A 23,648-nucleotide genomic window follows, 5' to 3' on the forward strand; every position below is an offset into this window, starting at 1 on the left:
TCAAACGCCAATCTCCTCGTTTCGCTCAAAGCCCTCAGGCAAGCCGAAGGTCTTCATGCCGCCCACCGCCGCGATCGCATTGCGCACGAAGCGGTCGTCCACCAGGTCCTTGGCGACAAACGCCGGGTCCAGGTCGGCGAGGAATTTCTTGTCGCCCTCGATCAGCGTGTCTTTCAGGCGGCGTACCAGTTCCTCGGTGTAGCTGGGGAATGGATACGGCTGGAAGTCGATGCGGTGCTCGTCCCAGTTGGCGTGCTGGATCGCGCCGTCAGCCAGGTAAGCCGCACGGTCGCTGGCAGCCGGCGCCAGGACTTTGCGCAGCACTGGTTCGGCATGCGGGGTGTAGCGGTTCTCGCCGTCCTTGGACAGCAGCTTCACCGCCTCTTCACGGTTGTCGCGGGTCCAGACCTGGGCCTTGACGATTGCATTCACCACCTTCTGCGACCATTCCGGGCGGTTGGTCAGGTCATGCTCGTGCATGAACACCACGCAGCACGCATGGTTGCGCCACACATCGCCGGTAAAGCGCTGTACGCGGCCCACGTTGAGGTTTTCCGCCAGGGCGTTGAACGGCTCGGCGACGATGTAGCCGTCGATGCGCTTGCTGGCCAGGGCCGGCGGCATGTCCGAGGGCGGCAACACGATCAGGTTGACCTCGTTGGCGGCAATCGCACTGCCGGCGGCACGGGCCACCGGGGTCAGGCCGTTGTCGCGGAACAACTGCTGCACCACCACGTTGTGAATCGAGTACCAGAACGGAATCGCCACCGACTTGCCGCCCAGTTGCTTCACGTCGGTAATGCCCGGCGACACGGTCAAGCCCGAGCCACCCACATGGTTCCAGGCCACGACCTTGGCCGGGACCTTGCTGCCATACCGCGCCCATACGGTCATCGGCGACAGCAGGTGAATCACGTTGACCTGCCCGGAAATGAACGCCTCGATCACCTGGGCCCAACTGCGCAGCAGCACCGGGCGCTCGGCCTTGATGCCTTCGGCCTCGAACAGGCCATTGTTGTGGGCCACCAGCAACGGCGTGGCGTCGGTGATCGGCAAATAGCCGATGCGTACCGGTGCGTCCGGCTCACTGGCCGCCCGGGCCTGCAAGCTGCTCAGCAGTGGCAAGGCTCCGGCGGCACTGAGCACGGCCGAGAGTTTGAGAAAGTCACGGCGCGAGTGAGTGAGGTCATCCAGACACATGGCAAGGCTCCAGCAGTTCAGGGGGTTGGGGGTCAGTGCGGCTCGCCCGCCGTAGGGTTTTGAGAATCTCGATGCGCAGGGTGCCGATGGCTTCCACCTGTTCTTCCCGCGGTTGCGGCAAGTCGATGCGCCATTCGCCGAGGGTCCGCGCCGGGCGGTTACCCAGTAGCAGAATCCGGTCGGACAACAGCAGCGCTTCGTCGATATCGTGGGTGATCAGCACCGCCGCCGAACCTTGCTCGCGATTGACCTTGAGCAGCAGGTGCTGCATGTCGGCACGGGTCACTTCATCCAGGGCACCGAAGGGCTCGTCCAGCAGCAATACCTGCGGCTGGCGTGCCAGGCAACGGGCCAGCGCCGTGCGCTGGGCCATGCCGCCGGACAGCGCCGCCGGGAATTGCTGGCGGGCGTGTTCCAGGCCTACGGCGTGGATCGCATGGTCGACCCGGCTGCGACGTTCTTCAGGGCTGAGGTGCGGCTGGCGGGCAAAGTCCAGGCCGAAGGCGACGTTCTTTTCAAGGCTTAGCCACGGCAGCAGGCTGGGGTCCTGGAACGCCACCGCCACCCGCGGGTGCGGGCCATTCAACGGCTCGCCCAACAGGCGGATGCTGCCGCCCTGGGGCGCTTGCAAACCGGCGAGCACCCGCAGCAGGCTGGACTTGCCAACGCCGCTGGGGCCGAGGATCGACACCACTTCGCCGGGCTGCAATTGCAGGTCGAAACCTTCCAGCACCGGGTTGCCCGCATAGCCCAGGCAAATTCCCTGGGCGTGCAATACCGCCTGGCTCATAGATTGGCCTGACGGTTCAACTCGGTGCGCAACTGCACCAGGCTCGGGGTCACGATCGGCACAAACGCCGACTCGCGCCAGCGCCGGGCAAAACCGCTGCCGTGGGCCGTCAGGTAGGCCTTGCCGCCGCTGGCTTGCAGCTCCAGTTGCACAGCGCTGGCAGCGATTTCCGCGAGGGCGATGCGCAGGCGGAACAACGGTACCGGCTCAGTGCCGAAGCGGCCGGCCAGCAGGCCTTTCTTCAGGTCGTTGACCGCCTGTTCCAGGGAGGTACGCAACACTTCCAGCTCTTCACGCAATACGGTGCGGCTGGAGCCCAGGTGATTGGCCACCTCCGCCAGCGAGCGCCGCGCCAGGCCGATGGACATGCCGCATTGCAAGCCCAGAAATGCCGGGCGCACGGCCGGCAGGAACTTGCGCGCATCCTCATGCAGCAACCAGTCGCGGCTCAGCTCCACGGCTTCAAAGCCGAGGGCTGCGGTATTGCTCGATTGCAGGCCCAGCAGTTCCAGGTCGCGGGAACGTTGCAGGCCGGACACCGAGTCCGGGATCGCCAGGATAAACGGCGCGCCGCCCTGGGCATGCTCGATGGCGGCGGCCACCACAAACCCGTTCTTGCGCAGGTTGGTCACCCAGTGCAGGCGGCCATTGAGGTTCCAGCCGTCGTCGGTCGGCTCGGCGCTGATTTGCAGCGACTCGATGCCAGACAAAAACTTCATCGCGTTGGACAGCCCGGTCGCCCCGGCCAGCTTGCCGCTCAGCAGGTCCGGCAGCAGTTGCTCGCGCAGGCGCTGGTTCGGGCTTTGCAGCAGGTATTCGATAAACGAGCGTTGGCCCCAGCATACAAATGCCGACGCCAGGGAATGGCTCGCCACATCGGCGATAGCTTCCACCGCGCCGGTGACATCGCCGCCCAGGCCACCGAGGTCCTTGGGCACACCGATACGTAATACATTGGCCTCTGCCAGCCGTGGCAGCACTTCCTGCGGATCGCAACTGCCCACATCCAGGGCCTGCGCTTGAACATCGAGCCAACGGCTCAAGATTGGGTCAAGCATTCATGTTTCTCCTTGTTGCAGCATGTTTACCATCGCGAACGCTTGCGCGCCTTCAGCTAGCCGGTTTTTCCCAACGGTATTGCGCCAGTTCCGGGTTCAACGGGGTACGGGCAAACACGTTGGCGAAGTTACACAGGGTGGCCAGGCTCACACCCAGAATAACCTCAAGGGCATGACCGTCGGTGTAGCCTGCCTCACGGAACGCGGTGTAGCCGGCGTCGCTGACATCACCGCGGGTGGCGATCACTTCACGGGTGAACGCGGCCAGTGTCTCATAACGCTCGTTGGGCAGTTCACCGCGCTGGCGCAGGGCGTCGATCACGTCTTCCGGCAGCTTGGCCTTGTTGCGCGCTACGGCAGTGTGCCCGGCGACGCAGAAATCGCAACCGTGGTTGGTGGCGGCAATCAGTTGCACCACTTCGCGGTCGGCCAGGCTCAGGTCAGACTTGGCGTTCAGGCCCGACACGGTAATGTAGGTTTCCAGGGCTGCCGGGGCATTGGCCAGCACCGCCAACAGATTGGGGATGAACCCGGAACCCTTCAGGGCATTTTCCAGAAAGGGCTTGGCCGCCTCAGGAGCGGTTTCCAGGGTTAGCATCGGTACGCGGGACATGGAGTGGTCTCCTCATGGATTCGTGTACCAAGTCTGTTAGTTATAAAAAATCCGCTCAATAGTCTAAAGTAGCGATTACTTGCTCTAGAGTCTTTCCGTTAGATGAATTCGTCCAGTTCACTCGTCGATTGGTTATTAGATAGCCTTGAACTCAACACCAGCCTGTTTCACGTCGGGCGTTACTGCGGCGACTGGCACGCCAGCACCCATGGCCTGGCAAGCGCGAGTTTTCATCTGGTGGTGCAAGGGCAGTGCTGGATGCACATCGACGGCGACTCGACCCCTTACCCATTGAACAACGGCGATGCAGTCTTCCTGCTGCGAGACCTGGCGTACCGCTTGTCCAGCGATGGCACCGCCACCGGCGCCCAGGAATGCCCGCGCAAACCGATGCTGCCACTGGACAGCCAGGCCAGTGACGGCGTGGGCCTGGTGTGCGGGTTCTTTCACTTCCAGTCCGGGCTGTCGGCGATGATTGTCGACACCCTGCCCGCCTGGATCATCCTGCGGGCCGGTGACCCATCGCTGACCGCCGCGCGCAACCTGTTCGAACTGATCCTGCAGGAATGCGAGCGCACGCCGGCGCCCTCGCCCGCCCTGCTGGAGCGCCTGTGCCACCTGTTGTTCCTGTATGTGCTGCGCCAACAGGTGCTGGACAACACCGACCTCGGCGGCCTGGCGGCGCTGGCTCGGCAACCGGCATTTGCCAACCTGCTGGAGCAGTTGATCGCACGCCCGGCCGAGCCCTGGACCCTGGAAAGCATGGCGGCCTGCACCGGCCTGTCGCGCTCGGCGTTCTTCAAGCGCTTCAATGAACTGTGCGGGCAGTCGCCGGGGCAAGTGCTGCTGATGATGCGTGTGCGCCACGCCTGCCAACTGTTCAAGCAGGACCAGACCGTAGCGGACGTGTCCCTCGCCGTGGGTTATCAATCGGTGGCAGCATTTACCCGGGCCTTCCATAAGGTCACCGGCTTCCAGCCCGGCGCCTACCGCAAGGCTCAAGGTTGACGCTGCAACCCATTGCCCGGCCGGGCACACAACTCCACCAGCCAATCGACAAACACCCGCACCCGTTGCGACAGCTGGCGATGCGGCGGGTACAGCGCCGTCAGCGGTAACCTGGGCGGCGGCTGATGCGCCAGCACCTCCACCAGCGTGCCCGCTTCCAACTGGCGAACGGCGTGGTAGTACGGCGTCTGTACCAGGCCGTAACCCGCCTCACAGGCCGCCAGGTAACCATCGGCACTGTTGACCGCCACTTGCTTGGGCAGGTCGACCAAGCGGATGTCGCTGCCGATCTGAAACTCCAGGCCATAGCGTTTGCCGCTGGTGCTGGAGAAATACTCCACCACTTGATGGCCGGCCAACTCATCCAGCGTCGATGGCACGCCGAACCGCTGCAAGTAGCCGGGGCTGGCGCAGGTCACCTGATCCATCATCGCCAGCGGCCGTGCCACCAGCGACTCATCCAGCGCCAGGCCGCCGCGCAACACGCAGTCAACGCCTTCGCGGATCAGGTCCACCGGGCGGTCATTGAGGCCGATTTCCAGATCGATCTGCGGGTAACGCGTGGTGAACTCGGGCATTGCCGGAATTACCAGGAAGCGCCCGATCCCCGACGGCATATCAATGCGCAACGTGCCGCGCGGGTTGCGCCGGCTGGTGGAGAACACCGCCTCGGTTTCCTCAAGGTCCGCCAGCAGGCTCACGCAACGCTGGTAGTAGGCGGCACCGTCCAGGGTCGGGCTGACCTGGCGTGTGGTGCGCTGCAACAGTTGCACCCCCAGGTGCGCCTCCAGTTGCTTGATCAGGATGGTCACCGAGGCACGCGGCAGTTGCAGGCTGTCGGCCGCCCTGGCAAAGCCGCCCAACTCGACAATCCGCACAAACACGCGCATGGCGTTGAAACGGTCCACTGGCTGGTTTCCTACCTGGATTATTTAGAATTTCATAATAGTGATAGTGGTTTTAGCCGGTTTATCCCGCTTTTGTCGAGGGCAACAATGGAGCCCTTCCCACACAGGAGCTGGACCCATGCACACACGTCAACTCGGCAAAAACGGCCCTCAGGTTTCCGCCATCGGCCTCGGCTGCATGGGCATGACCGATTTCTACACCACCGGCACCGACACCACTGAAGCCATATACACCCTGCACCGCGCCCTGGAGCTGGGGATCAACCTGCTCGACACCGCCGACATGTACGGCCCCCACACCAACGAAGCGCTGATCGGCAAGGCCATCGCCGGCAGGCGCGACCAGGTGTTCCTCGCCAGCAAGTTCGGCATCGTGCGCGACCCGGCGAACCCGGCACTGCGTGGCGTCAACGGCCGCCCGGAATACATTCGCGAGGCCATCGACGGCACGTTGAAGCGCCTGGGCGTGGAAACCCTGGACCTGTATTACCAGCACCGCATCGACCCCGACGTGGCGATTGAAGAAACCGTTGGCGCCATGGCCGAACTGGTCAAGCAAGGCAAGGTGCGTTACCTGGGCTTGAGTGAAGCGTCGGCGGCTACCCTGGAGCGCGCCCACAAGGTGCATCCCATCAGCGCCCTGCAAAGCGAATATTCGTTATGGAGCCGCGATCAGGAAGACAACGGTTGCCTCGCGGCCTGCCAACGCCTGGGAATCGCATTTGTGCCCTACAGCCCACTGGGCCGAGGCTTCCTGACCGGCGCGCTGAAAAGCCCGGATGACTTTGCGGCGGATGACTATCGCCGGTTCAGCCCGCGTTTCCAGGGTGAAAACTTTGCGAAGAACCTGCTGCTGGTGAAACAGGTACAAGCCCTGGCTGCCGACAAGGGCGTGACCGCCGGGCAACTGGCGTTGGCCTGGGTGCTGGCGCAAGGGGATTACCTGATCCCGATCCCGGGGACCAAGCAACGCAAATACCTGGAAGAAAACGTCGCGGCACTGGAGGTCAAGCTCAGCCCGACCGAGCTGGCGGCGCTAGAGGCCATCTTCCCGGCCAACGCCACAGCCGGGATGCGCTACCCGGAAGCGGTCATGCAGATGCTGGACAAATAATCCTGCCACGCCGGATCGGGGCTGGCTCGCCAGCTCCGCGCCTTGAATCCCTGCCCTGGGTTTTCTTGCACGATAGTGCCTCAAGCTCGCCCGTCCCAAGCCGATAGCCCTTCGAAGCTCTAACAAAGCCGCGTCGCACAATAAACGCTTCGTAAGGACGACCCCATGCCCTCATTGCGCTCTATCCAAGCCCGCTACACCCTGTTCCTGGTGCTGTTCGTCCTGTTGTTATTCGTCTTGACGGTGGTGGGCATCGGACAGTTGGTGGCCCCCAAGCTGCGCCACACCGAAGAACAGGTGGCCCTCAATCGTATTGCCGAAGTGGCCGAGCAGATCCAGGGCGAGCTGAACAAGGTTCAGGCCCAGCAACGCAGCATCACCCAAACCATCCCGCTGCTGGACAGCGACGCCATCGACAAGGTGCTGCCAGGCCTGGTGGACCAGTACGGCGAATTGAAAGTGTTCGGCGGCGGCATCTGGCCCCTGCCCAACCAGCGCACGCCGGGGCGCAACAAGCACAGCACCTTCTGGCACCGCGATGCCTCGGGCAAGCTGGCGGTGAACACCTTCTGGAACAGCGACGCGGCCCCCAACTACTACGACCAGAGCTGGTACAAGGGCGGCCTCGCTTCGCCCCGCGGCCAGTGCGCCTGGGCGGAGGCCTACAAGGATGACGCCAGCCAGGAGCCACGCACCAACTGCGCGATGGCGATCCAGCGTGACGGCGCAGCCTATGGCGTCGCCACCATCGACGTGACCCTGGGTTTCTTCAATGACCTGGTGGCCAGCAAGGAAAAAGACCTCGGCGGGCAAATGCTGATCGTCGAAGGCGACGGCAAGATCATCAGCAACAGCACGCGCATCAGCGGCCCCGTGGTGTTGAAGAACATCAGCGAATTGGCCGGCACCTCGGCCTTTGCCGCCCAGGTCAGCGCCGGCCTGGCTCATCGTGATCAAACCCTGCAACGCAGCGAGTTCGACAACCAGGGCGTGGCCAGCACGTTCTTCATGCGCCCGATCGAGGGCACGCCGTGGTTCCTCGCTACTGCGCTGCCGACTTCGCTGATCACCGCCCAACGTGATGACGTACTGGGCACATTGGCGATGCTGCAAATCCCGATGATCCTGCTGTTGGTGCTGTTGGCGGTGTACGCCATCCGCCAGCTGGTGCACCGGATGACCGCGCTGAAGACCAATATCGACGCACTGTCCAACGGCGATGCCGACCTGACCCGGCGCATCACCATTCGCGCCGAGGATGAACTGGGGGCGATTGGCCATTCGGTGAACCGCTTTATCGTCTACCTGCAAAACATGATCGGAGAAGTGACCCTGGCCACCGGCGCCATGTCGTCGAGCCTGGCGCAATTGCAGCAGACGTCGGCCCAGACCAACCAGATCCTGGTGCGCCACGCCTCGGAAACCGACCAGACCGTCACGGCCATCACCGAGATGAGTTCCACCGCCGACACCGTGGCCGAGAACGCTGCCGAAACGGCTGCGTTCACCCAGCGCGCCAATGAGCACGCCGACCGTTCGCGGGTGGTGGTCGGCGAAGCTTCCCGCAGCGTCAGCGCGTTGATCGGCGAGGTCTCCAGCGCCACCCACACCGTGGAAAACATGCGCCAGGATGCCGCCCGCATCACCGAAACCCTCGGCGTGATCGGCGCCATCGCGGGCCAGACCAACCTGCTGGCACTCAACGCGGCCATCGAAGCCGCCCGGGCCGGCGAACAAGGCCGGGGTTTTGCGGTAGTGGCCGACGAAGTCCGCGCCCTCGCCGCCCGCACCCAGGCCAGCACCTCGCAGATCAATGAGATGCTGGCGCGCCTGACCACGGGCGTGAGTTCCTCGGTGACGGCCATGGAAGCCACCCAGGCCAGCTGCCAGTCTGCGGCTGACGCCACGACCCGGGTGAACACGGGATTGGACGAGATGGCCGGCTCCGTCAGCCATATCAACAACCTCAGCACCCAGATCGCCACCGCCGCCGAACAGCAAAGCGCAGTGACCGAGGAAATCAACCGCAGCATGGTGCACATCCGCCACATGGTCGAAGAGCTGGTGCAAAGCGGCCACGCCACCGAGCACAACACCCAGAGCCTGCTGGATGCCAATGGCCGGGTTATTGCATTGATGGGTCGCTTCAAGGTGCGTTGAAAAAATAGCCTGAAAGCTCCCGTGCAATGCGCGGGAGCCGGACTATTCTGACAGTTCGCTCCGCCACACAGGAGGTGTGTCATGCACGCAGTTGAGCACCCGATCCGTCTGGAGCGGATCAGTCAGGAACGCTATATACAAGCCTCTATCGACGATGTTTACGACTACGTTACCCAACCGGATCGCTGGCATGAATGGCATCCGACATCCCTGGGCGCCGACACCGGTATCGCCGGCTCATTGCCTGCCGGTCATCGTTTCACTGAAACCATCGACCTGCTGGGTGTGCGGGTTCCCATGAGCTATCGCGTGCAGATTGCGCAGCGACCGCGGGAGTTCAAGACCGCGTTCACCTCATTGGCGGTCGATGGCTGTATTCATTATCTGCTGCAAGTACAGGGCAACGGCACGCTGTTCAAGCGCATCCTGACCTATGAAACCGAACTGCAACTGACCACCCTGCATGAGCGCATGATCGCACTGTCCAACCAGGCCCTTGATCAGCTCAAGCAGCGCCTGGAATCCCCGCCAGCCTGACAAAACCGTCATATCCCTCTCAGTTTTCCGACAGCACCAGGCGGTTATTCTGGTGCTGTCGGTTTTTCGTAAAACCTCGTAACAATCCCGGGAAACCCTTTTCCAAAAAGCAGGGAGAATGCCCCGCTGTTGCCCTTTATCCGATGAGATGACGATGAAAACCACCCTGCGACTGGCCGCACTGTCGGCCCTGCTCATGAGCACCCTGGCCCAGGCTGCCGAGCTGATCCCGATTGACGTGCACCGTGATGCCAACTGCGGTTGCTGCAAAAAGTGGATTGCCCACCTGGAGAGCAACGGGTTCAAGGTCAACGACCATGTGGAAAGCAACATGAGCGAGGTCAAGCAACGCCTGGGCGTGGCGCCGCGCCTGGCGTCTTGCCATACCGGCGTGATCGACGGCAAGTTCGTCGAAGGCCATGTGCCAGCCGACCAGGTCTTGGCCCTGCGCAAGCGCGACGACTTGCTGGGCATTGCGGCGCCAGGCATGCCCATGGGCTCGCCTGGCATGGAGATGGACGGCAGCAGCGATGCCTATCAGGTCATCGGCCTGACTCGCGATGGCAAAGACGTGGTAGTGGCTGACTATCCGGCACGCTGATTGATGCTTGCCGGTTACCTGGGACTGTTTTTCGCCGCCTTCGGCGCCGCCACGCTGTTGCCGATGCAATCGGAGGCGGTGCTGGTAGGGCTGATGATCAGCGGGCATTACAGCGTGTGGCTGCTGCTCGGGGTTGCAACGGCCGGCAACGTATTGGGCTCGGTGGTGAACTGGCTGCTGGGCCGCTCGGTCGAGCGCTTCAAGGATCGACGCTGGTTTCCGGTCAGCCCCAGGCACCTGGAAAAGGCCCGTACTCATTACCAGCGCTGGGGCCATTGGTCGTTGCTGCTCAGTTGGGTGCCGATCATTGGTGACCCGCTGACCCTGGTGGCCGGGGTCATGCGCGAACCGTTCTGGCGGTTCCTGGTGCTGGTGACCCTGGCCAAAGGGGCGCGCTACGGGGGACTGGCCATGCTCACCCTGCACTGGATTTAATCTCCCGTTAATCCCCTCGCCACAGCATCCGGGCACTGTTCCCGGAGCTCTAACCATGTCCAAGATCCGCTCTCTGTGCGTCGCCAGCCTGTTGCTCGGCAGCGCCCTGCCCGCCTTCGCCGCCGAAGAAGGTCCGACCTACGGCCCCGAGCTGCAAGGCTTCCAATACCCGTACCCGGTAGAGCACTTCACCTTCCAGTCCCAGGGCAAATCCCTGCAGATGGGCTACATGGACGTGCCGGCCAAGGGCAAGGCCAACGGGCGCAGCATCGTGCTGATGCACGGCAAGAACTTCTGCGGCGCCACCTGGGATGAATCGATCAAGGCCCTGAGCGACGCCGGCTACCGGGTGATCGCTCCCGACCAGATCGGTTTCTGCACCTCCAGCAAGCCGGACAATTACCAGTACAGCTTCCAGCAACTGGCGATCAACACCCATCAACTCCTGGAAAAACTTGGTATTCAGAAGGCTACCCTGCTCGGCCATTCCACCGGCGGCATGCTTGCCACACGCTACGCCCTGCTCTATCCGCAGCAAACCGAACAACTTGCACTGGTAAACCCTATTGGCCTGGAAGACTGGAAGGCCATCGGCGTGCCCTACCGCAGCGTTGACCAATGGTACGAGCGCGAGTTGAAACTGACCGCCGAAGGCATCCGCCAATACGAGCTCGACACCTACTACGTCGGCCGCTGGAAGCCTGAATACGACCGCTGGGTCGATATGCTCGCCGGCATGAACAAAGGCCCCGGCCACACCCAGGTGGCGTGGAACTCGGCGCTGATTTACGACATGATCTTCACCCAGCCGGTGTACTACGAGTTCAAGGACCTGCAGATGCCCACCCTGCTGCTGATCGGCACTTCCGACAACACCGCCATTGGCAAAGACCTGGCGCCACCGGCGGTCAAGGCGAAGCTCGGCAACTACGCGGTGCTGGGCAAGCAAGTGGCCAAGTTGATTCCCCACGCTACCCTGGTGGAGTTCCCGGGCCTGGGCCATGCACCGCAAATGGAAGAGCCGGCACAGTTTCACAAGGCACTGTTGCAAGGGCTGAACGCCCTTTAATCCAACCTTTTTCGAGGCATGCGTGAATGTCGGTACAGATCGCAGTGATTGATGATTGGCAGAATGTGGCCAGTGGCGTGGTGGACTGGTCAGTCCTGGCGTCGGTCGGCCAGGTGCACTTCCTCCACGATTACCCGGCGGACACCGCCACGTTGATCGAGCGTTTGCAGGGGTTCGAGGTGATCTGCGTGATGCGCGAACGCACCACCTTCGACCAGGCTCTGTTGCAAGGCTTGCCCAGGCTCAAGTTGCTGGTGACCGGCGGCATGCGCAACGCCGCCATCGACATTCCTGCGGCCAAGGCCCTGGGTATCCAGGTAGGCGGCACTGACAGTTACAAGCACGCCGCCCCGGAACTGACCTGGGCACTGATCATGGCGTCCACCCGCAACCTGCTGGCCGAAGCCAATTCCCTGCGCGCCGGGGGTTGGCAAGTGGGCCTGGGCGGCGATTTGTACGGCAAGACCCTGGGGATTCTCGGGCTGGGCAGCATTGGCCAGAAGGTCGCCAAATTTGGCCAGGCCTTCGGCATGCACGTAATTGCCTGGAGCGAAAACCTTACCCCAGAGCGCGCTGCCGAAAGCGGCGTGACCTGGGTCAGCAAGCGCGAGTTGTTTGAACAGGCAGACGTGTTGTCGATTCACCTGGTGCTCAGCGACCGCAGCCGCGGGCTGGTGGACGCCGAAGCGTTGGGCTGGATGAAACCTACAGCGCATCTGGTGAACACGGCACGCGGGCCGATTGTCGATGAGGCCGCCTTGATTGACGCCCTGGCCAATGGCCGGCTGGCGGGCGCGGCACTGGACGTGTACGCCCAGGAGCCGCTGCCAGCCGGGCATCCATTCCGCCAGTTGCCCAACGTATTGGCCACCCCTCATGTGGGGTACGTCAGCGAGCAGAACTACCGCCAGTTCTACCAGCAAATGATCGAAGACATCCAAGCGTGGGCCAAAGGAGTGCCCGTTCGCGCACTAAGCTAGTGCACACATTTCACCTCCCACTCCCCCCCGTAGCAGCTGTCGAGCCTCAGCGAGGCTGCGTCGGGCGCACTGCCGATCCTGAACCGGAGCGCGCTCGACAGCTGCTACCGGGCTCATGAAAAAAATTTGTCCTACAAAAATACCCCACAGACCCCACAGGCTCTGGGATCTGTCCTAGACTCATGACCGATGGGTCCGATCCAAAACAAAAACCCCGCAAAAAATCGAAACTTTCCAACTCTGCCACAGGTCAGGTTTAAGGTAAGGCGAGTGCTGACGGTTCATACCGAACGCCCGTCCATCCACTCTATTTAAGACTCCAGCACAACTGGCATAAGGCTTGCCAGTCTGTGTAGCGCTTGTGCGCCTGGCCGCAGGACGCGGTCAACCTTCGCTGATTGCCATATGCCATCAGCCGACCAGAACTCGGGAGAGAACTATGATCAGTGCCGCTGTAGATACTCAGGGAGAGCGTTTTAGTCAGCCGGTTGGCGGGCCGACCTCATTGGCCGACCTTCCCAACACGGTGCGGCCGGTCCCACGTGTGAATCCCAATCGCAAAAAAGTGCTGTTTGTCACTTCCGAACTGGCCGACCTGGTGAAAACCGGCGGCCTGGGCGACGTTTCCGCCGCACTGCCCCGCGCCATGGCGCACCTGCACGATGTGCGCGTGCTGATCCCCGGCTACCCGCAGGTGCTGGACAGCGACAACCCTATTCATATCATCGGTGAGCTGGGGGGCCACGCCGCGCTGCCACCGTGCAAGATCGGGCGCATGGACCTCAAGGACGGCCTGGTTATCTACGTGCTGATCTGCCCCGAGCTTTACGAGCGCGAAGGTACGCCCTACGGCGCCAACAACGGCCGCGACTGGCCCGACAACCATATCCGCTTCGCCCGCCTGGGCCTGGCCGCCGCCGATATTGCCGCCAACCTGGCGCAGATCCACTGGTGCCCGGACCTGGTGCACGCCCATGACTGGCCAGCAGGCCTGGCGCCAGCCTATATGCACTGGCGTGGGTCACGCACTCCAACGCTGTTCACCATTCATAACCTCGCCTACCAGGGCGTGGTCAGCCTGGCCTCGTGCCCGGAGCTGGGCATTCCCGAACACGCCTTGCAGCAAGAAGGCATGGAGTTCTACGGCAAGCTGTCATTCCTCAAGGCCGGCATGGCGTATTCCAGCCATATCACCACGGTCAGCGCCACCTACGCCCAGGAAATCACCACCCCCGAATTTGGCTGCGGTCTGGATGGCTTCCTCGCCAGCAAGACCCAGCAAGGCTTGCTCAGCGGCATTCCCAACGGCATTGATGAAAGCTGGGAGTCGTCCACCGACCCGCACCTGACCCACCCTTTCAACATTGGTGACTGGGAAGGCAAGGCCCTGAACGCCGCCCATGTGCGCAACCTGTTTGGCTTGCACGACTCCACCGGCCCGCTGTTCGCCGTGGTATCGCGCCTGGTCTACCAGAAAGGCCTGGACCTGACCGAGGCGGTCGCCAGTTTCATCGTCGAAAATGGCGGCCAGATCGCGATCATCGGTCGCGGCGAGCCGGAAGAAGAACAAGCCATGCGTGCCCTGGCCCTGCGCTTTCCCGGCCAGATCGGCGTGCGCATCGGCTTCAACGAGACCGACGCGCGCCGCATGTTCGCCGGCAGCGACTTCCTGTTGATGCCATCCCGTTACGAACCCTGCGGCCTGAGCCAGATGTATGCCCAGCGCTTCGGCTCGTTGCCGGTTGCACGCAACACCGGCGGCCTGGCCGACACCATCGAGGATGGCGTCACCGGCTTCCTGTTCAACGAATCCACTGTCGAAAGCTACGAAGCGGCCCTGAGCCGCGCGTTCAAGGTCTTCGCCTTCCCAGGCTTGCTCAACGCCATGCGTTGCCGGGCTATGGCCGCACCGTTCAACTGGTGCCAGGCAGTGGAACCCTATGCCGAACTTTATGAGCAACTGGTAGCGAAAGCGCTGGGAAGATCGGGGAAACAGTAAAAAGAGGTCTTCATAGATGCCGTCACGGACTCTGGAAACCTGGCCCCACGGCGCGATCATGCTGGATGCGGAACACACCCGCTTCGCGTTATGGGCGCCAGACGCGTTTTATGTCAGCGTTGAATTTGAGGAAGGAAAATCGGTAGCGATGCTGCCCCAGGCCGATGGCTGGTTTGTGGTGCAGCTGCAATGCCCGCCGGGCACCCGCTACCGCTACAACATCGACGGCGAACAGGACGTTCCCGACCCGGCTTCCCGGGCACAGGCCACGGACGTTCACGGCTTCAGCGTGGTGGTCGACCCCCTGGCCTATCAGTGGCGCCAAAGCCACTGGCAAGGCCGGCCGTGGCACGAAGCGGTGATCTACGAGATGCACGTGGGCGTACTGGGGGGCTACGCCGAGGTCGAGAAACAACTGCCGCGCCTCGCCGAACTGGGGGTCACCGCCATTGAGCTGATGCCCATCGCGCAATTCCCCGGCGAACGTAACTGGGGTTACGACGGTGTCCTGCCCTACGCTCCCCAATCCTCCTACGGTTCGCCCGAGCAGCTCAAACAGCTGATCGACAGTGCGCACCACTATGGCCTCGCGGTAATCCTCGATGTGGTCTACAACCACTTCGGCCCCGACGGCAACTACCTCGGCACCTACGCCAAGGGTTTCTTTCGCGAAGACGTGCACACGCCCTGGGGCGCGGGCATCGACTTTGATCGCCGGGAGGTCCGGGATTTCTTCATCGACAACGCCCTGATGTGGCTGCTGGAATACCGCTTCGACGGCCTGCGCCTGGACGCCGTGCACGCCATCAACGATCCCGAATTTCTGCAGGAGCTGGCGCAAAAAGTACGCCAGCAAGTCGACACGGGGCGGCATGTGTGGCTGGTGCTGGAAAACGAATTCAACCAGGCCAGCCTGCTGGAAAGCGGTTTCGACGCCCAGTGGAACGATGACGGCCACAACGCCCTGCACGTGCTGCTCACCGGCGAAACCGACGCCTACTACAGCGATTTCGCCCAGGACCCCACGGGAAAACTGGCGCGCTGCCTGAGCGAAGGATTTATCTACCAGGGCCACACCACGCGCCACGGCCACACGCGCGGCGAGCCCAGCGGGCACCTGCCGCCCAGCGCCTTTGTGCTGTTCCTGCAGAACCACGACCAGATCGGCAACCGCGCCCTGGGCGAACGCCTGCATCAACTGTGTTCGCCCCAGGCCCTGAGCGCCGCGACGACCTTGCTGCTGATGTCGCCGATGATCCCGCTGATGTTCATGGGCGATGAAGTCAACGCCGAGGAGCCGTTCCTGTTCTTCACCGACCATCACGGCGAACTGGCCGAGGCGGTACGTGAAGGCCGGCGCAATGAGTTTGCCGACTTCGCCGCGTTCAGCGACCCCGAACGCCGCGAACGCATTCCCGACCCCAACTCCCTGCAGACCTTCCGCCGCTCGGCACCCGCCCTCGCCGACTGCGGCGACTCGCAGCTCTACCGGCACCTGTTGAGCCTGCGCCACCAACATATCGTGCCGCACCTGCCCGGCAGCATGGCCCTGGGTGCGCACGTGCTGGCGGAGGGCGCGGTCACGGCGCGCTGGCGCCTGGGCAATGGCAGCCTGTTGCAGATCGACCTCAACCTGAGCGCCGATTCTCTGAACTACCCGGCTGCCGAGCACCTCCTATTTGTGACGCAGGCCAGCGGGGCCGAACAATTGGCCCCCCTCAGCGCCCGCGTCAGCCTCACCCATTCCCCTGTTGGAGAGCACCCTTGAGCGACGCGCAATTGGAAATACTCGCCAGCCGAGCGGGCCTGGCCGTCGATTGGATCGACGCGAATGGCCGCCCGCAACATGTAAAGCCCGACGCCCTGCGCGCCGTGCTCAAAGGCCTGGGCCACCCGGCCGACAGCGACGCCGAGATCGAAGCCAGCCTGCTGGACCTCGAACGCGTGCAACAAGACAAGCACCTGCCGCCCCTGATGACCGTCGACAGCGGCGCCGGCCTGGACCTGGCGCGCTACTTCGCCCCCGGTACGCCGTGCCAGATTCACCTCGAAGATTCCAGCGTGCTGGACCTGAGCCTGGACGAGAACGCGGTGTTGCCCGGCTCGATTCCGGTCGGCTACCAACAAGTGCATATTGCCGACCAGCATTTCACCCTGGCCGTGGCACCGACGCATTGCTACACCGTTGCAGAAGCGGTCGACACCCAGACCGCCCGCGCCTGGGGCCTGAGCGCCCAGCTGTATTCCCTGCGCCGCAGCGGCGACGGCGGCTTTGGCGATACCCAGGCCCTGGAACAACTGGCCCGCGCCGCCGCCGAACGCGGCGCCGACGCCCTGGCCATCAGCCCGATGCACGCGATGTTCAGCGCCGACACCGAGCGCTTCAGCCCCTATTCCCCGTCCAGCCGCCTGTTCCTCAACAGTTTGTACGCGTCCCCCGGCTGCATCCTCGGCGAACGTGCGGTGCAAACTGCCATCGAGGCCAGCGGGCTGGCCGACGAATTGAATGACCTTGAGCAACAAAGCCTGATCGACTGGCCGGCCGCGGCCAAAGCCAAGCAGCGCCTGTTGCGCACCCTGTATGACGACTTCCGCCAGGGCGACCACCCGCAACATGCCGACTTCCTGAGCTTCCGCCAGGCTGGCGGTGAAGCCCTGGAAAACCACTGCCGCTTCGAAGCCGTACAAGCCGAACGCGCGGCCAACGGCGAGAGCCTCGACTGGCGCCACTGGCCAGAGGACTGGCACAGCCCGCAAAGCCCGGCCCTGGTGCAGTTTGCCGAAGCCAATCGGGACGAAATCGGCTTCTACGCCTTCAGCCAATGGCTGATTGCTCGGTGCCTGGAACGCGCGCAACAAGCGGCGCGCGGCAGCGGCATGGGTGTCGGCCTGATCGCCGACCTCGCAGTGGGCGCCGACGGCGGCGGCAGCCAGGCCTGGAGCCGCCAGGATGAACTGTTGGCGGAACTGACCGTGGGTGCGCCACCTGACATCCTCAACCGTGCCGGCCAGGGCTGGGGTATTTCCGCGTTTTCCCCCGAAGGCCTCAAGCGCAACGGCTTTCGCGCGTTTATCGAAATGCTGCGGGCCAACTTCGCCCACGCCGGCGGCTTGCGCATCGACCATGTGATGGGCCTGCAACGCCTGTGGGTGATCCCGATGGACGCCTCGCCACGAGACGGCGCCTACCTGTATTACCCGGTGGATGACCTGCTGCGGCTGTTGGCCCTGGAGTCGAGCCGCCACCAGGCGATCGTCCTCGGTGAAGACCTCGGCACCGTACCCGACGGCCTGCGGGAAAAACTCATCGCGCGCTCAATCCTTGGGATGCGCGTGCTGCTGTTCGAACAAGACCACGGCGGCCAGTTCAAGCCGATCCTCGATTGGCCGGACAACGCGCTGGCCACCACCAGCACCCACGACCTGCCGACCCTCAACGGTTGGTGGCACAGCCGCGATATCGACTGGAATATCCAGCTGGGCCTGATCGATGCACCCACCGTCGAGCAATGGAGCGAACACCGCCTGCGGGAACGCCAGGCACTGCGCCAGGCCTTGAGCCAGGACCCGCAGAACTTCATCGACGAAGTGCGCAACGAAACCGACCACGTCATCGACGCCAGCGTGCGCTACCTGGGCCACACCCGCGCACCCTTGGTATTGCTGCCGCTGGAGGACGCCCTGGGGGTCGAGGAACAATCCAACCTGCCCGGCACCACCGACACCCACCCGAACTGGCGCCGCCGCCTGCCGGGCGATGCCGCCACCCTGCTCGATGATGAAAACGCCGCCCGCCGCCTTGAGTTGCTGGCCGTGGCGCGCATCCAGGCCCAAGAGCGTGACCGATGAAAGCATTGACGCTTCGGGCTACCCAGCGCCTGCAATTTCATAAGGGCTTCACCCTCGACGACGCCGTGCCGCTGGTGCCGTACTTCGCCGAGCTGGGCATCAGCCACCTCTACGCCTCGCCATTGCTGAGCGCCCGCGCCGGTTCGATGCACGGCTATGACGTGGTCGATCCCACCACCGTCAATCCCGAGCTGGGCGGCGAACCGGCGCTGCGGCGATTGGTTGCGGCATTGCGCGAACATGACATGGGGCTGATCCTCGATATCGTGTCCAACCACATGGCCGTCGGCGGTGCCGATAATCTGTGGTGGCTGGACTTGCTGGAATGGGGTCGCCTGAGTCCCTACAGCGAATTCTTCGACATTCAATGGCACTCGCCAGACCCGCTGCTCAAGGGCCAACTGCTGATGCCGTTCCTGGGCAGCGACTACGGCGAAGCCCTGCAGTCGGGTGCCCTGCCGCTGCGCTTCGACCCGCAGCACGGCAGCTTCTACGTCGAGCATTACGAACATCGCTTCCCGATCTGCCCGCGGGAATACGGCGAGCTGGTGCCCGTCAAGTCACTGGCCGATCGCTTCAGCAGCCTGGCCTACCAGCCGGACGCCTATCCCCAGGCCGCCGCGCTGAAACAGGAACTGATCGAGGCCGCCCGCGACCCCGAAACCCTGAAGGCCATCGAAGCGAACCTCGACCTCTACGACACCCGCCAGCCCGAAGGTTTCGCCCGCCTGCACCACCTGCTGGAACAACAAAGCTATCGCCTGGCCAGCTGGCGTACGGCAGCGGACGATATCAACTGGCGGCGGTTCTTCGACGTCAACGAGCTGGGCGGCCTGCGGGTTGAACGCAGCGCAGTGTTCGAAGCGACCCACGGCAAGATCTTCCAGCTGATCAACGAAGGCCTGATCGACGGCCTGCGCATCGACCACATCGACGGCCTCGCCGACCCGCGCGGTTACTGCCGCAAGCTGCGCCGCCGGGTGGACTCGCTGGCGAGTGGGCGGCACTTGCCGATCTTCGTCGAGAAGATCCTCGGCGAAGGCGAAACCTTGCGTGAAGACTGGCGCGTGGACGGCACCACCGGCTACGAATTCATGAACCAGCTGTCATTGCTGCAACATGACCCGAAGGGCTTCGAACCCCTGGCCGAGTTATGGACCCGCCACACCGAGCGCCCGTCTTCATTTATCGAAGAAGCCTGGCTGGCCCGGCAGCAGATCCTCAACGGTTCCCTGGCCGGGGATTTTGAAAGTGTGGCCCAGGCCCTGCTGCAAGTGGCTCGGGACGATGTGATGAGCCGCGACCTGACCCTGGGTGCAATTCGCCGCGCGTTGCAGGAACTGATCGTGCATTTCCCGGTGTACCGCACCTACATCAGCGCCCGGGGCCGCAGCGAACTGGATGACGTGTTTTTCCTGCAAGCCCTGGCCGGTGCCCGCAGCACCTTGAGCGAAGGCGACTGGCCGGTGCTCGACTACCTGGAAAAATGGCTCGGCGGCCAACCCTGGCGCGACCGCCCCCTGGGCCGCAAACGCAAGATGCTCAAGCACGCCTGCGTACGCTTCCAGCAACTGACCTCGCCGGCGGCGGCCAAGGCCGTGGAAGACACTGCGTTCTACCGCTCGGGTGTGTTGTTGTCGCGCAATGACGTGGGTTTCAGCACCGAACAATTCAGCGCCCCGCTGGAAGACTTCCACGCGGTCAACCAGCAACGACTGCGCACCTTCCCCGACAACCTCCTGGCCACCGCCACCCACGACCACAAGCGCGGCGAAGATACCCGTGCGCGCCTGGCGGTGCTCAGCGAGGCCGCCGACTGGTATGCCGAGCAGGTGGAGCAATGGCGCCCCCTCGCCGCCCGCCTGCGCAGCGATGCCAACACGCCGTCCGCGGGTGACGAACTGATCCTCTATCAGGTGCTGCTGGGCAGTTGGCCGCTGGACCTGCACCGCGACGATACCGAGGGCCTGGCGGACTATCACCAGCGCCTGTGGCAGTGGCAGCAGAAAGCCCTGCGTGAAGCCAAGCTCAACAGCAGCTGGAGCGCACCCAACGAGTTGTACGAGCAAGGTGTCGAAGCGTTCCTGTCACGGCTGCTGCTGGAGGACGCCGGCAAGACCCTGCGCGATGCCATCGGCGAGGCCGCCCAGGCCATCGCCCCGGCCGGCGCGCTCAACGGGCTGGCGCAATCCTTGCTTCGCCTCACCGTGCCGGGCGTGCCGGACCTGTACCAGGGCGATGAGTTCTGGGACTTCACATTGGTAGACCCTGACAACCGCCGCCCGGTGGACTACCCCGCACGGCAACAGGGGCTGCACACGCCGCCGGACATCGGCGAGCTGATGTTCAACTGGCATGACGGGCGTATAAAACAGGCGTTGATCAGCCAGGTCCTGGGGTTGCGCAAGGCGCATCCGCAACTGTTTCGCCAGGGCACGTACGAGCCTCTGGAAGTGGTGGGCGAACACGCCGAGCGGGTGGTCGCTTTCTACCGCGAATACCAGGGCAAACAGCTGCTGGTGGTGGTGCCACGCTGGCCTCACCGGCTGCTTGAAAACGGTGTGTATCCCCTGATCAACGCGCAGATTTGGGGCGATACCCGGGTCCGATTACCGTTCGCCGCTCCAACCCAAAATTGGAAGGGACTTTTCCGAACAGGCGCAGTCACACCAAACAAGGAGCTCATGATCAGCGCTGCCCTGGGGGATTTCCCGGTCAATGTCTTTATCAATCCTGATGATCAAGAAAGCTGAAATTTTCTGTGAGGAGCATTGCGATGAGTACTGAAGACAAACGCATCCGCGAATTGGCACATCAGATCTGGGAATCTGAAGGTAAACCCCATGGCGAGGACGCACGACACTGGGAAATGGCGCGCAAACTGGCGGAAGCCGAAGCGCTGACGCCATCCAAGGCACCGAAGGCCGCCGCCAAGGCCAAGCCAAAAGCCAAGCCCGCAGCGGCAGCGCCGAAACCGGCAGCCAAGCCGAGCGCAGTGCCGGCGGCGAAGAAGCCTGCTGCGAAGAAGCCCAAGGCCCCCTGACCCAAAGATCCTCCTGCAGGTGCGCCCGCACCGCAGGAGGCTATCCAACTACCGATATCTACCCGGCATCACGCCGGAATGGCCCCGTTCGGCCCGGAAAAACCCTTTTGCAGGAGCATCTCAATGAGCAAACCCAACAAGCCCAACTCGACGCCGGAAAACGAGCCGTCGCGGATTCGTGAAGGTTTGCCCTTCCCTCTCGGCGCGACCTGGGACGGTCTGGGGGTCAACTTTGCGCTGTTCTCGGCCAACGCCACCAAAGTCGAACTGTGCATCTTCGACGACAGCGGCGAAGTCGAGCTGGAGCGCATCGAACTGCCGGAATACACCGACGAAACCTTCCACGGCTACCTGCCCGACGCCCACCCCGGGCTGATCTACGGCTACCGCGTGTACGGTCCCTATGACCCGGCCAACGGTCATCGCTTCAACCACAACAAATTGCTGATCGACCCCTACGCCAAACAGCTGGTGGGCGAGCTCAAATGGTCCGAGGCCCTGTTTGGCTACACCATCGGCCATCCGGACGCCGACCTCAGTTTCGACGAACGCGACAGCGCGCCCTTCGTGCCCAAGTGCAAAGTCATCGACCCGGCCCACACCTGGGGCAACGACCAGCCAGTGCGCACGCCGTGGGATCGCACGATCATTTATGAAACCCACCTGCGCGGCATCACCATGCGCCACCCTTCGGTGCCTGAGGAAGTGCGCGGCACCTGCGCCGGGCTGATGGTCGACGATGTGCTCAAGCACATTCGCCAGTTGGGTGTCTCATCGGTCGAGTTGCTGCCGGTGCACGCCTTCGTCAACGACCAGCACCTGCTGCAAAAAGGCATGACCAACTACTGGGGCTACAACAGCATCGCCTTCTTCGCCCCGGACCCGCGCTACCTGGCCAGCGGCAAGATCGCCGAGTTCAAGGAAATGGTCGCGCACCTGCACGAAGCCAAGCTGGAAGTGATCCTGGACGTGGTCTACAACCACACCGCCGAAGGCAACGAGCAAGGCCCGACGCTGTCCATGCGCGGCATCGACAACGCCTCGTACTACCGCCTGATGCCCGATGACAAGCGCTTCTACATCAACGATTCCGGCACCGGCAACACCCTCGACCTGAGCCACCCGTGCGTGCTGCAAATGGTCACCGACTCGTTGCGCTACTGGGCGACCGAGATGCATGTCGACGGTTTCCGCTTTGACCTGGCGACCATCCTTGGCCGCTACCGCGACGGTTTCGACGAGCGCCACAGCTTCCTCGTGGCCTGCCGCCAGGACCCGGTGCTGCGCCAGGTGAAAATGATTGCCGAGCCTTGGGACTGTGGACCCGGCGGCTATCAGGTCGGCGGTTTCCCGCCGGGCTGGGTGGAATGGAACGACCGTTTCCGCGACACCGTGCGCTCGTTCTGGAAAGGTGATGACGGCCAACTGGCCGACTTCGCCGGACGCATGACTGCCTCGGGCGAGATGTTCAACCAGCGCGGCCGCCGGCCGTACAGCTCGGTGAACTTCATCACCGCCCACGACGGTTTCACCCTGCACGACCTGGTGTCCTACAACGACAAACACAACGAAGCCAACGACGAGAACAACCAGGACGGCAGCAACAACAACCTGTCGTGGAACCACGGTGTCGAAGGCCCTACCGACGACCCGGAAATCAACGCGCTGCGCCTGCGCCAGATGCGCAATTTCTTCGCCACCCTGCTGCTGGCCCAGGGCACGCCAATGCTGGTAGCCGGTGACGAGTTCGCCCGGACCCAGCACGGCAACAACAACGCCTACTGCCAGGACAGCGAGATCGGCTGGATCAATTGGGAACTGGATGAAGACGGCAAGGCCCTGCTCAAGTTCGTCAAGCGCCTGATCAAGTTGCGCCTGGCGTACCCGATCCTGCGTCGCGGGCGCTTCCTGGTGGGCGACTACAACGAAGATATCGGGGTCAAGGACGTCACCTGGCTCGCGCCGAGCGGCGATGAAATGACCATCGAGCAATGGCAGGACAGCCATGGCCGTTGCCTGGGCATGCTGATGGATGGCCGCGCCCAGGAAACCGGGATTCGCCGCCCGGGGGCCGATGCCACGTTGCTGCTGGTGGTCAATGCCCACCACGACATGGTCAATTTCCGCCTGCCACCGGTGCCGGATGGCGGCTTCTGGACCTGCATGCTCGACACCAACCAGCCGGCAGTGCGTGGCCAGGAACGCTTCGATTTCGATCACGAATACGCGGTCACCGGGCGTTCGCTGCTGCTGTTTGAATTGCAGCATGAGGACGAGGTGTGAC

General features: G+C 63.3%; 19 protein-coding genes. 14 read left to right on the forward strand and 5 right to left on the reverse strand.

Annotation, left to right across the window (positions count from 1 at the left end; genetic code table 11):
• The 4 genes from HX801_RS09370 to HX801_RS09385 are packed head-to-tail and all read right to left on the reverse strand — an operon-like array spanning nucleotide 1 to nucleotide 3,661.
• Nucleotides 1-1,200, reverse strand: coding sequence for an ABC transporter substrate-binding protein (locus HX801_RS09370; RefSeq protein ID WP_010171568.1), 1,200 nt, complete (start codon nucleotides 1,198-1,200; stop codon nucleotides 1-3).
• Nucleotides 1,187-1,990 (reverse strand): ABC transporter ATP-binding protein, encoded by an 804-nt coding sequence (locus HX801_RS09375; protein ID WP_177021949.1) that lies wholly within the window; start codon nucleotides 1,988-1,990, stop codon nucleotides 1,187-1,189. The genes HX801_RS09370 and HX801_RS09375 overlap by 14 nt, the downstream gene beginning before the upstream one ends.
• Nucleotides 1,987-3,048, reverse strand: a complete 1,062-nt coding sequence (locus HX801_RS09380; RefSeq protein WP_003207563.1) for an acyl-CoA dehydrogenase family protein — start codon at nucleotides 3,046-3,048, stop codon at nucleotides 1,987-1,989. The genes HX801_RS09375 and HX801_RS09380 overlap by 4 nt, the downstream gene beginning before the upstream one ends.
• A 52-nt stretch (nucleotides 3,049-3,100) precedes the next feature.
• Nucleotides 3,101-3,661 carry a carboxymuconolactone decarboxylase family protein gene (locus tag HX801_RS09385; protein ID WP_003207562.1) on the reverse strand — a complete coding sequence of 187 codons (561 nt, stop codon included), beginning with the start codon at nucleotides 3,659-3,661 and terminating at the stop codon, nucleotides 3,101-3,103.
• A gap of 102 nt (nucleotides 3,662-3,763) precedes the next feature.
• On the opposite strand from HX801_RS09385, the gene HX801_RS09390 reads away from it, so the two are divergent.
• Nucleotides 3,764-4,669, forward strand: a complete 906-nt coding sequence (locus tag HX801_RS09390; protein ID WP_087692364.1) for an AraC family transcriptional regulator — start codon at nucleotides 3,764-3,766, stop codon at nucleotides 4,667-4,669.
• On the opposite strand, the gene HX801_RS09395 is transcribed toward HX801_RS09390, so the two are convergent.
• Complete coding sequence (locus HX801_RS09395) at nucleotides 4,660-5,577, reverse strand: LysR family transcriptional regulator (RefSeq protein ID WP_003207560.1); 918 nt, start codon at nucleotides 5,575-5,577, stop codon at nucleotides 4,660-4,662. The two genes, HX801_RS09390 and HX801_RS09395, sit on opposite strands and share 10 nt — an antisense overlap.
• A 118-nt stretch (nucleotides 5,578-5,695) precedes the next feature.
• Here HX801_RS09395 and HX801_RS09400 point away from each other — a divergent pair, with 118 nt between their 5' ends.
• The 13 genes from HX801_RS09400 to glgX all read left to right on the forward strand — a co-directional run bounded on the left by HX801_RS09400 (nucleotide 5,696) and on the right by glgX (nucleotide 23,647).
• A complete protein-coding gene (locus HX801_RS09400; RefSeq protein ID WP_177021950.1) occupies nucleotides 5,696-6,691 on the forward strand; it encodes an aldo/keto reductase in 996 nt (331 codons plus the stop codon).
• A gap of 165 nt (nucleotides 6,692-6,856) precedes the next feature.
• A complete protein-coding gene (locus tag HX801_RS09405; protein ID WP_177021951.1) occupies nucleotides 6,857-8,851 on the forward strand; it encodes a methyl-accepting chemotaxis protein in 1,995 nt (664 codons plus the stop codon).
• Nucleotides 8,852-8,932: 81 nt separating this feature from the next.
• A complete protein-coding gene (locus tag HX801_RS09410; protein WP_003207553.1) occupies nucleotides 8,933-9,388 on the forward strand; it encodes an SRPBCC family protein in 456 nt (151 codons plus the stop codon).
• Nucleotides 9,389-9,542: 154 nt separating this feature from the next.
• A complete protein-coding gene (locus tag HX801_RS09415) occupies nucleotides 9,543-9,989 on the forward strand; it encodes a DUF411 domain-containing protein (RefSeq protein WP_003207550.1) in 447 nt (148 codons plus the stop codon).
• 3 nt (nucleotides 9,990-9,992) lie between these two features.
• Complete coding sequence (locus tag HX801_RS09420; RefSeq protein WP_177021952.1) at nucleotides 9,993-10,424, forward strand: YqaA family protein; 432 nt, start codon at nucleotides 9,993-9,995, stop codon at nucleotides 10,422-10,424.
• Nucleotides 10,425-10,479: 55 nt separating this feature from the next.
• Complete coding sequence (locus tag HX801_RS09425) at nucleotides 10,480-11,493, forward strand: alpha/beta hydrolase (protein WP_177008556.1); 1,014 nt, start codon at nucleotides 10,480-10,482, stop codon at nucleotides 11,491-11,493.
• A gap of 26 nt (nucleotides 11,494-11,519) precedes the next feature.
• Complete coding sequence (locus HX801_RS09430; protein WP_177021953.1) at nucleotides 11,520-12,473, forward strand: D-2-hydroxyacid dehydrogenase family protein; 954 nt, start codon at nucleotides 11,520-11,522, stop codon at nucleotides 12,471-12,473.
• 439 nt (nucleotides 12,474-12,912) lie between these two features.
• Nucleotides 12,913-14,472 carry a glycogen synthase GlgA gene (gene glgA, locus HX801_RS09435; protein ID WP_177020003.1) on the forward strand — a complete coding sequence of 520 codons (1,560 nt, stop codon included), beginning with the start codon at nucleotides 12,913-12,915 and terminating at the stop codon, nucleotides 14,470-14,472.
• A gap of 16 nt (nucleotides 14,473-14,488) precedes the next feature.
• On the forward strand, nucleotides 14,489-16,240 hold the full coding sequence (gene treZ, locus HX801_RS09440) for a malto-oligosyltrehalose trehalohydrolase (protein WP_177021954.1): 1,752 nt from the start codon (nucleotides 14,489-14,491) through the stop codon (nucleotides 16,238-16,240).
• Nucleotides 16,237-18,321: a 4-alpha-glucanotransferase gene (malQ, locus tag HX801_RS09445; protein ID WP_177021955.1), complete on the forward strand. Its 2,085-nt coding sequence runs from the start codon at nucleotides 16,237-16,239 to the stop codon at nucleotides 18,319-18,321. The genes treZ and malQ overlap by 4 nt, the downstream gene beginning before the upstream one ends.
• Nucleotides 18,318-21,074: a malto-oligosyltrehalose synthase gene (locus tag HX801_RS09450; RefSeq protein WP_177021956.1), complete on the forward strand. Its 2,757-nt coding sequence runs from the start codon at nucleotides 18,318-18,320 to the stop codon at nucleotides 21,072-21,074. The genes malQ and HX801_RS09450 overlap by 4 nt, the downstream gene beginning before the upstream one ends.
• Before the next feature lie 23 nt (nucleotides 21,075-21,097).
• On the forward strand, nucleotides 21,098-21,364 hold the full coding sequence (locus HX801_RS09455; protein ID WP_003207537.1) for a DUF2934 domain-containing protein: 267 nt from the start codon (nucleotides 21,098-21,100) through the stop codon (nucleotides 21,362-21,364).
• A gap of 123 nt (nucleotides 21,365-21,487) precedes the next feature.
• The gene (gene glgX, locus HX801_RS09460; protein ID WP_003207536.1) at nucleotides 21,488-23,647 is read left to right on the forward strand and encodes a glycogen debranching protein GlgX; all 2,160 of its coding nucleotides are present in this window, start codon (nucleotides 21,488-21,490) and stop codon (nucleotides 23,645-23,647) included.
• The last annotated feature ends 1 nt before the right edge of the window (nucleotide 23,648 follow it).

This window comes from Pseudomonas sp. G1002 (assembly GCF_013385455.1).
Taxonomy (GTDB): domain Bacteria; phylum Pseudomonadota; class Gammaproteobacteria; order Pseudomonadales; family Pseudomonadaceae; genus Aquipseudomonas.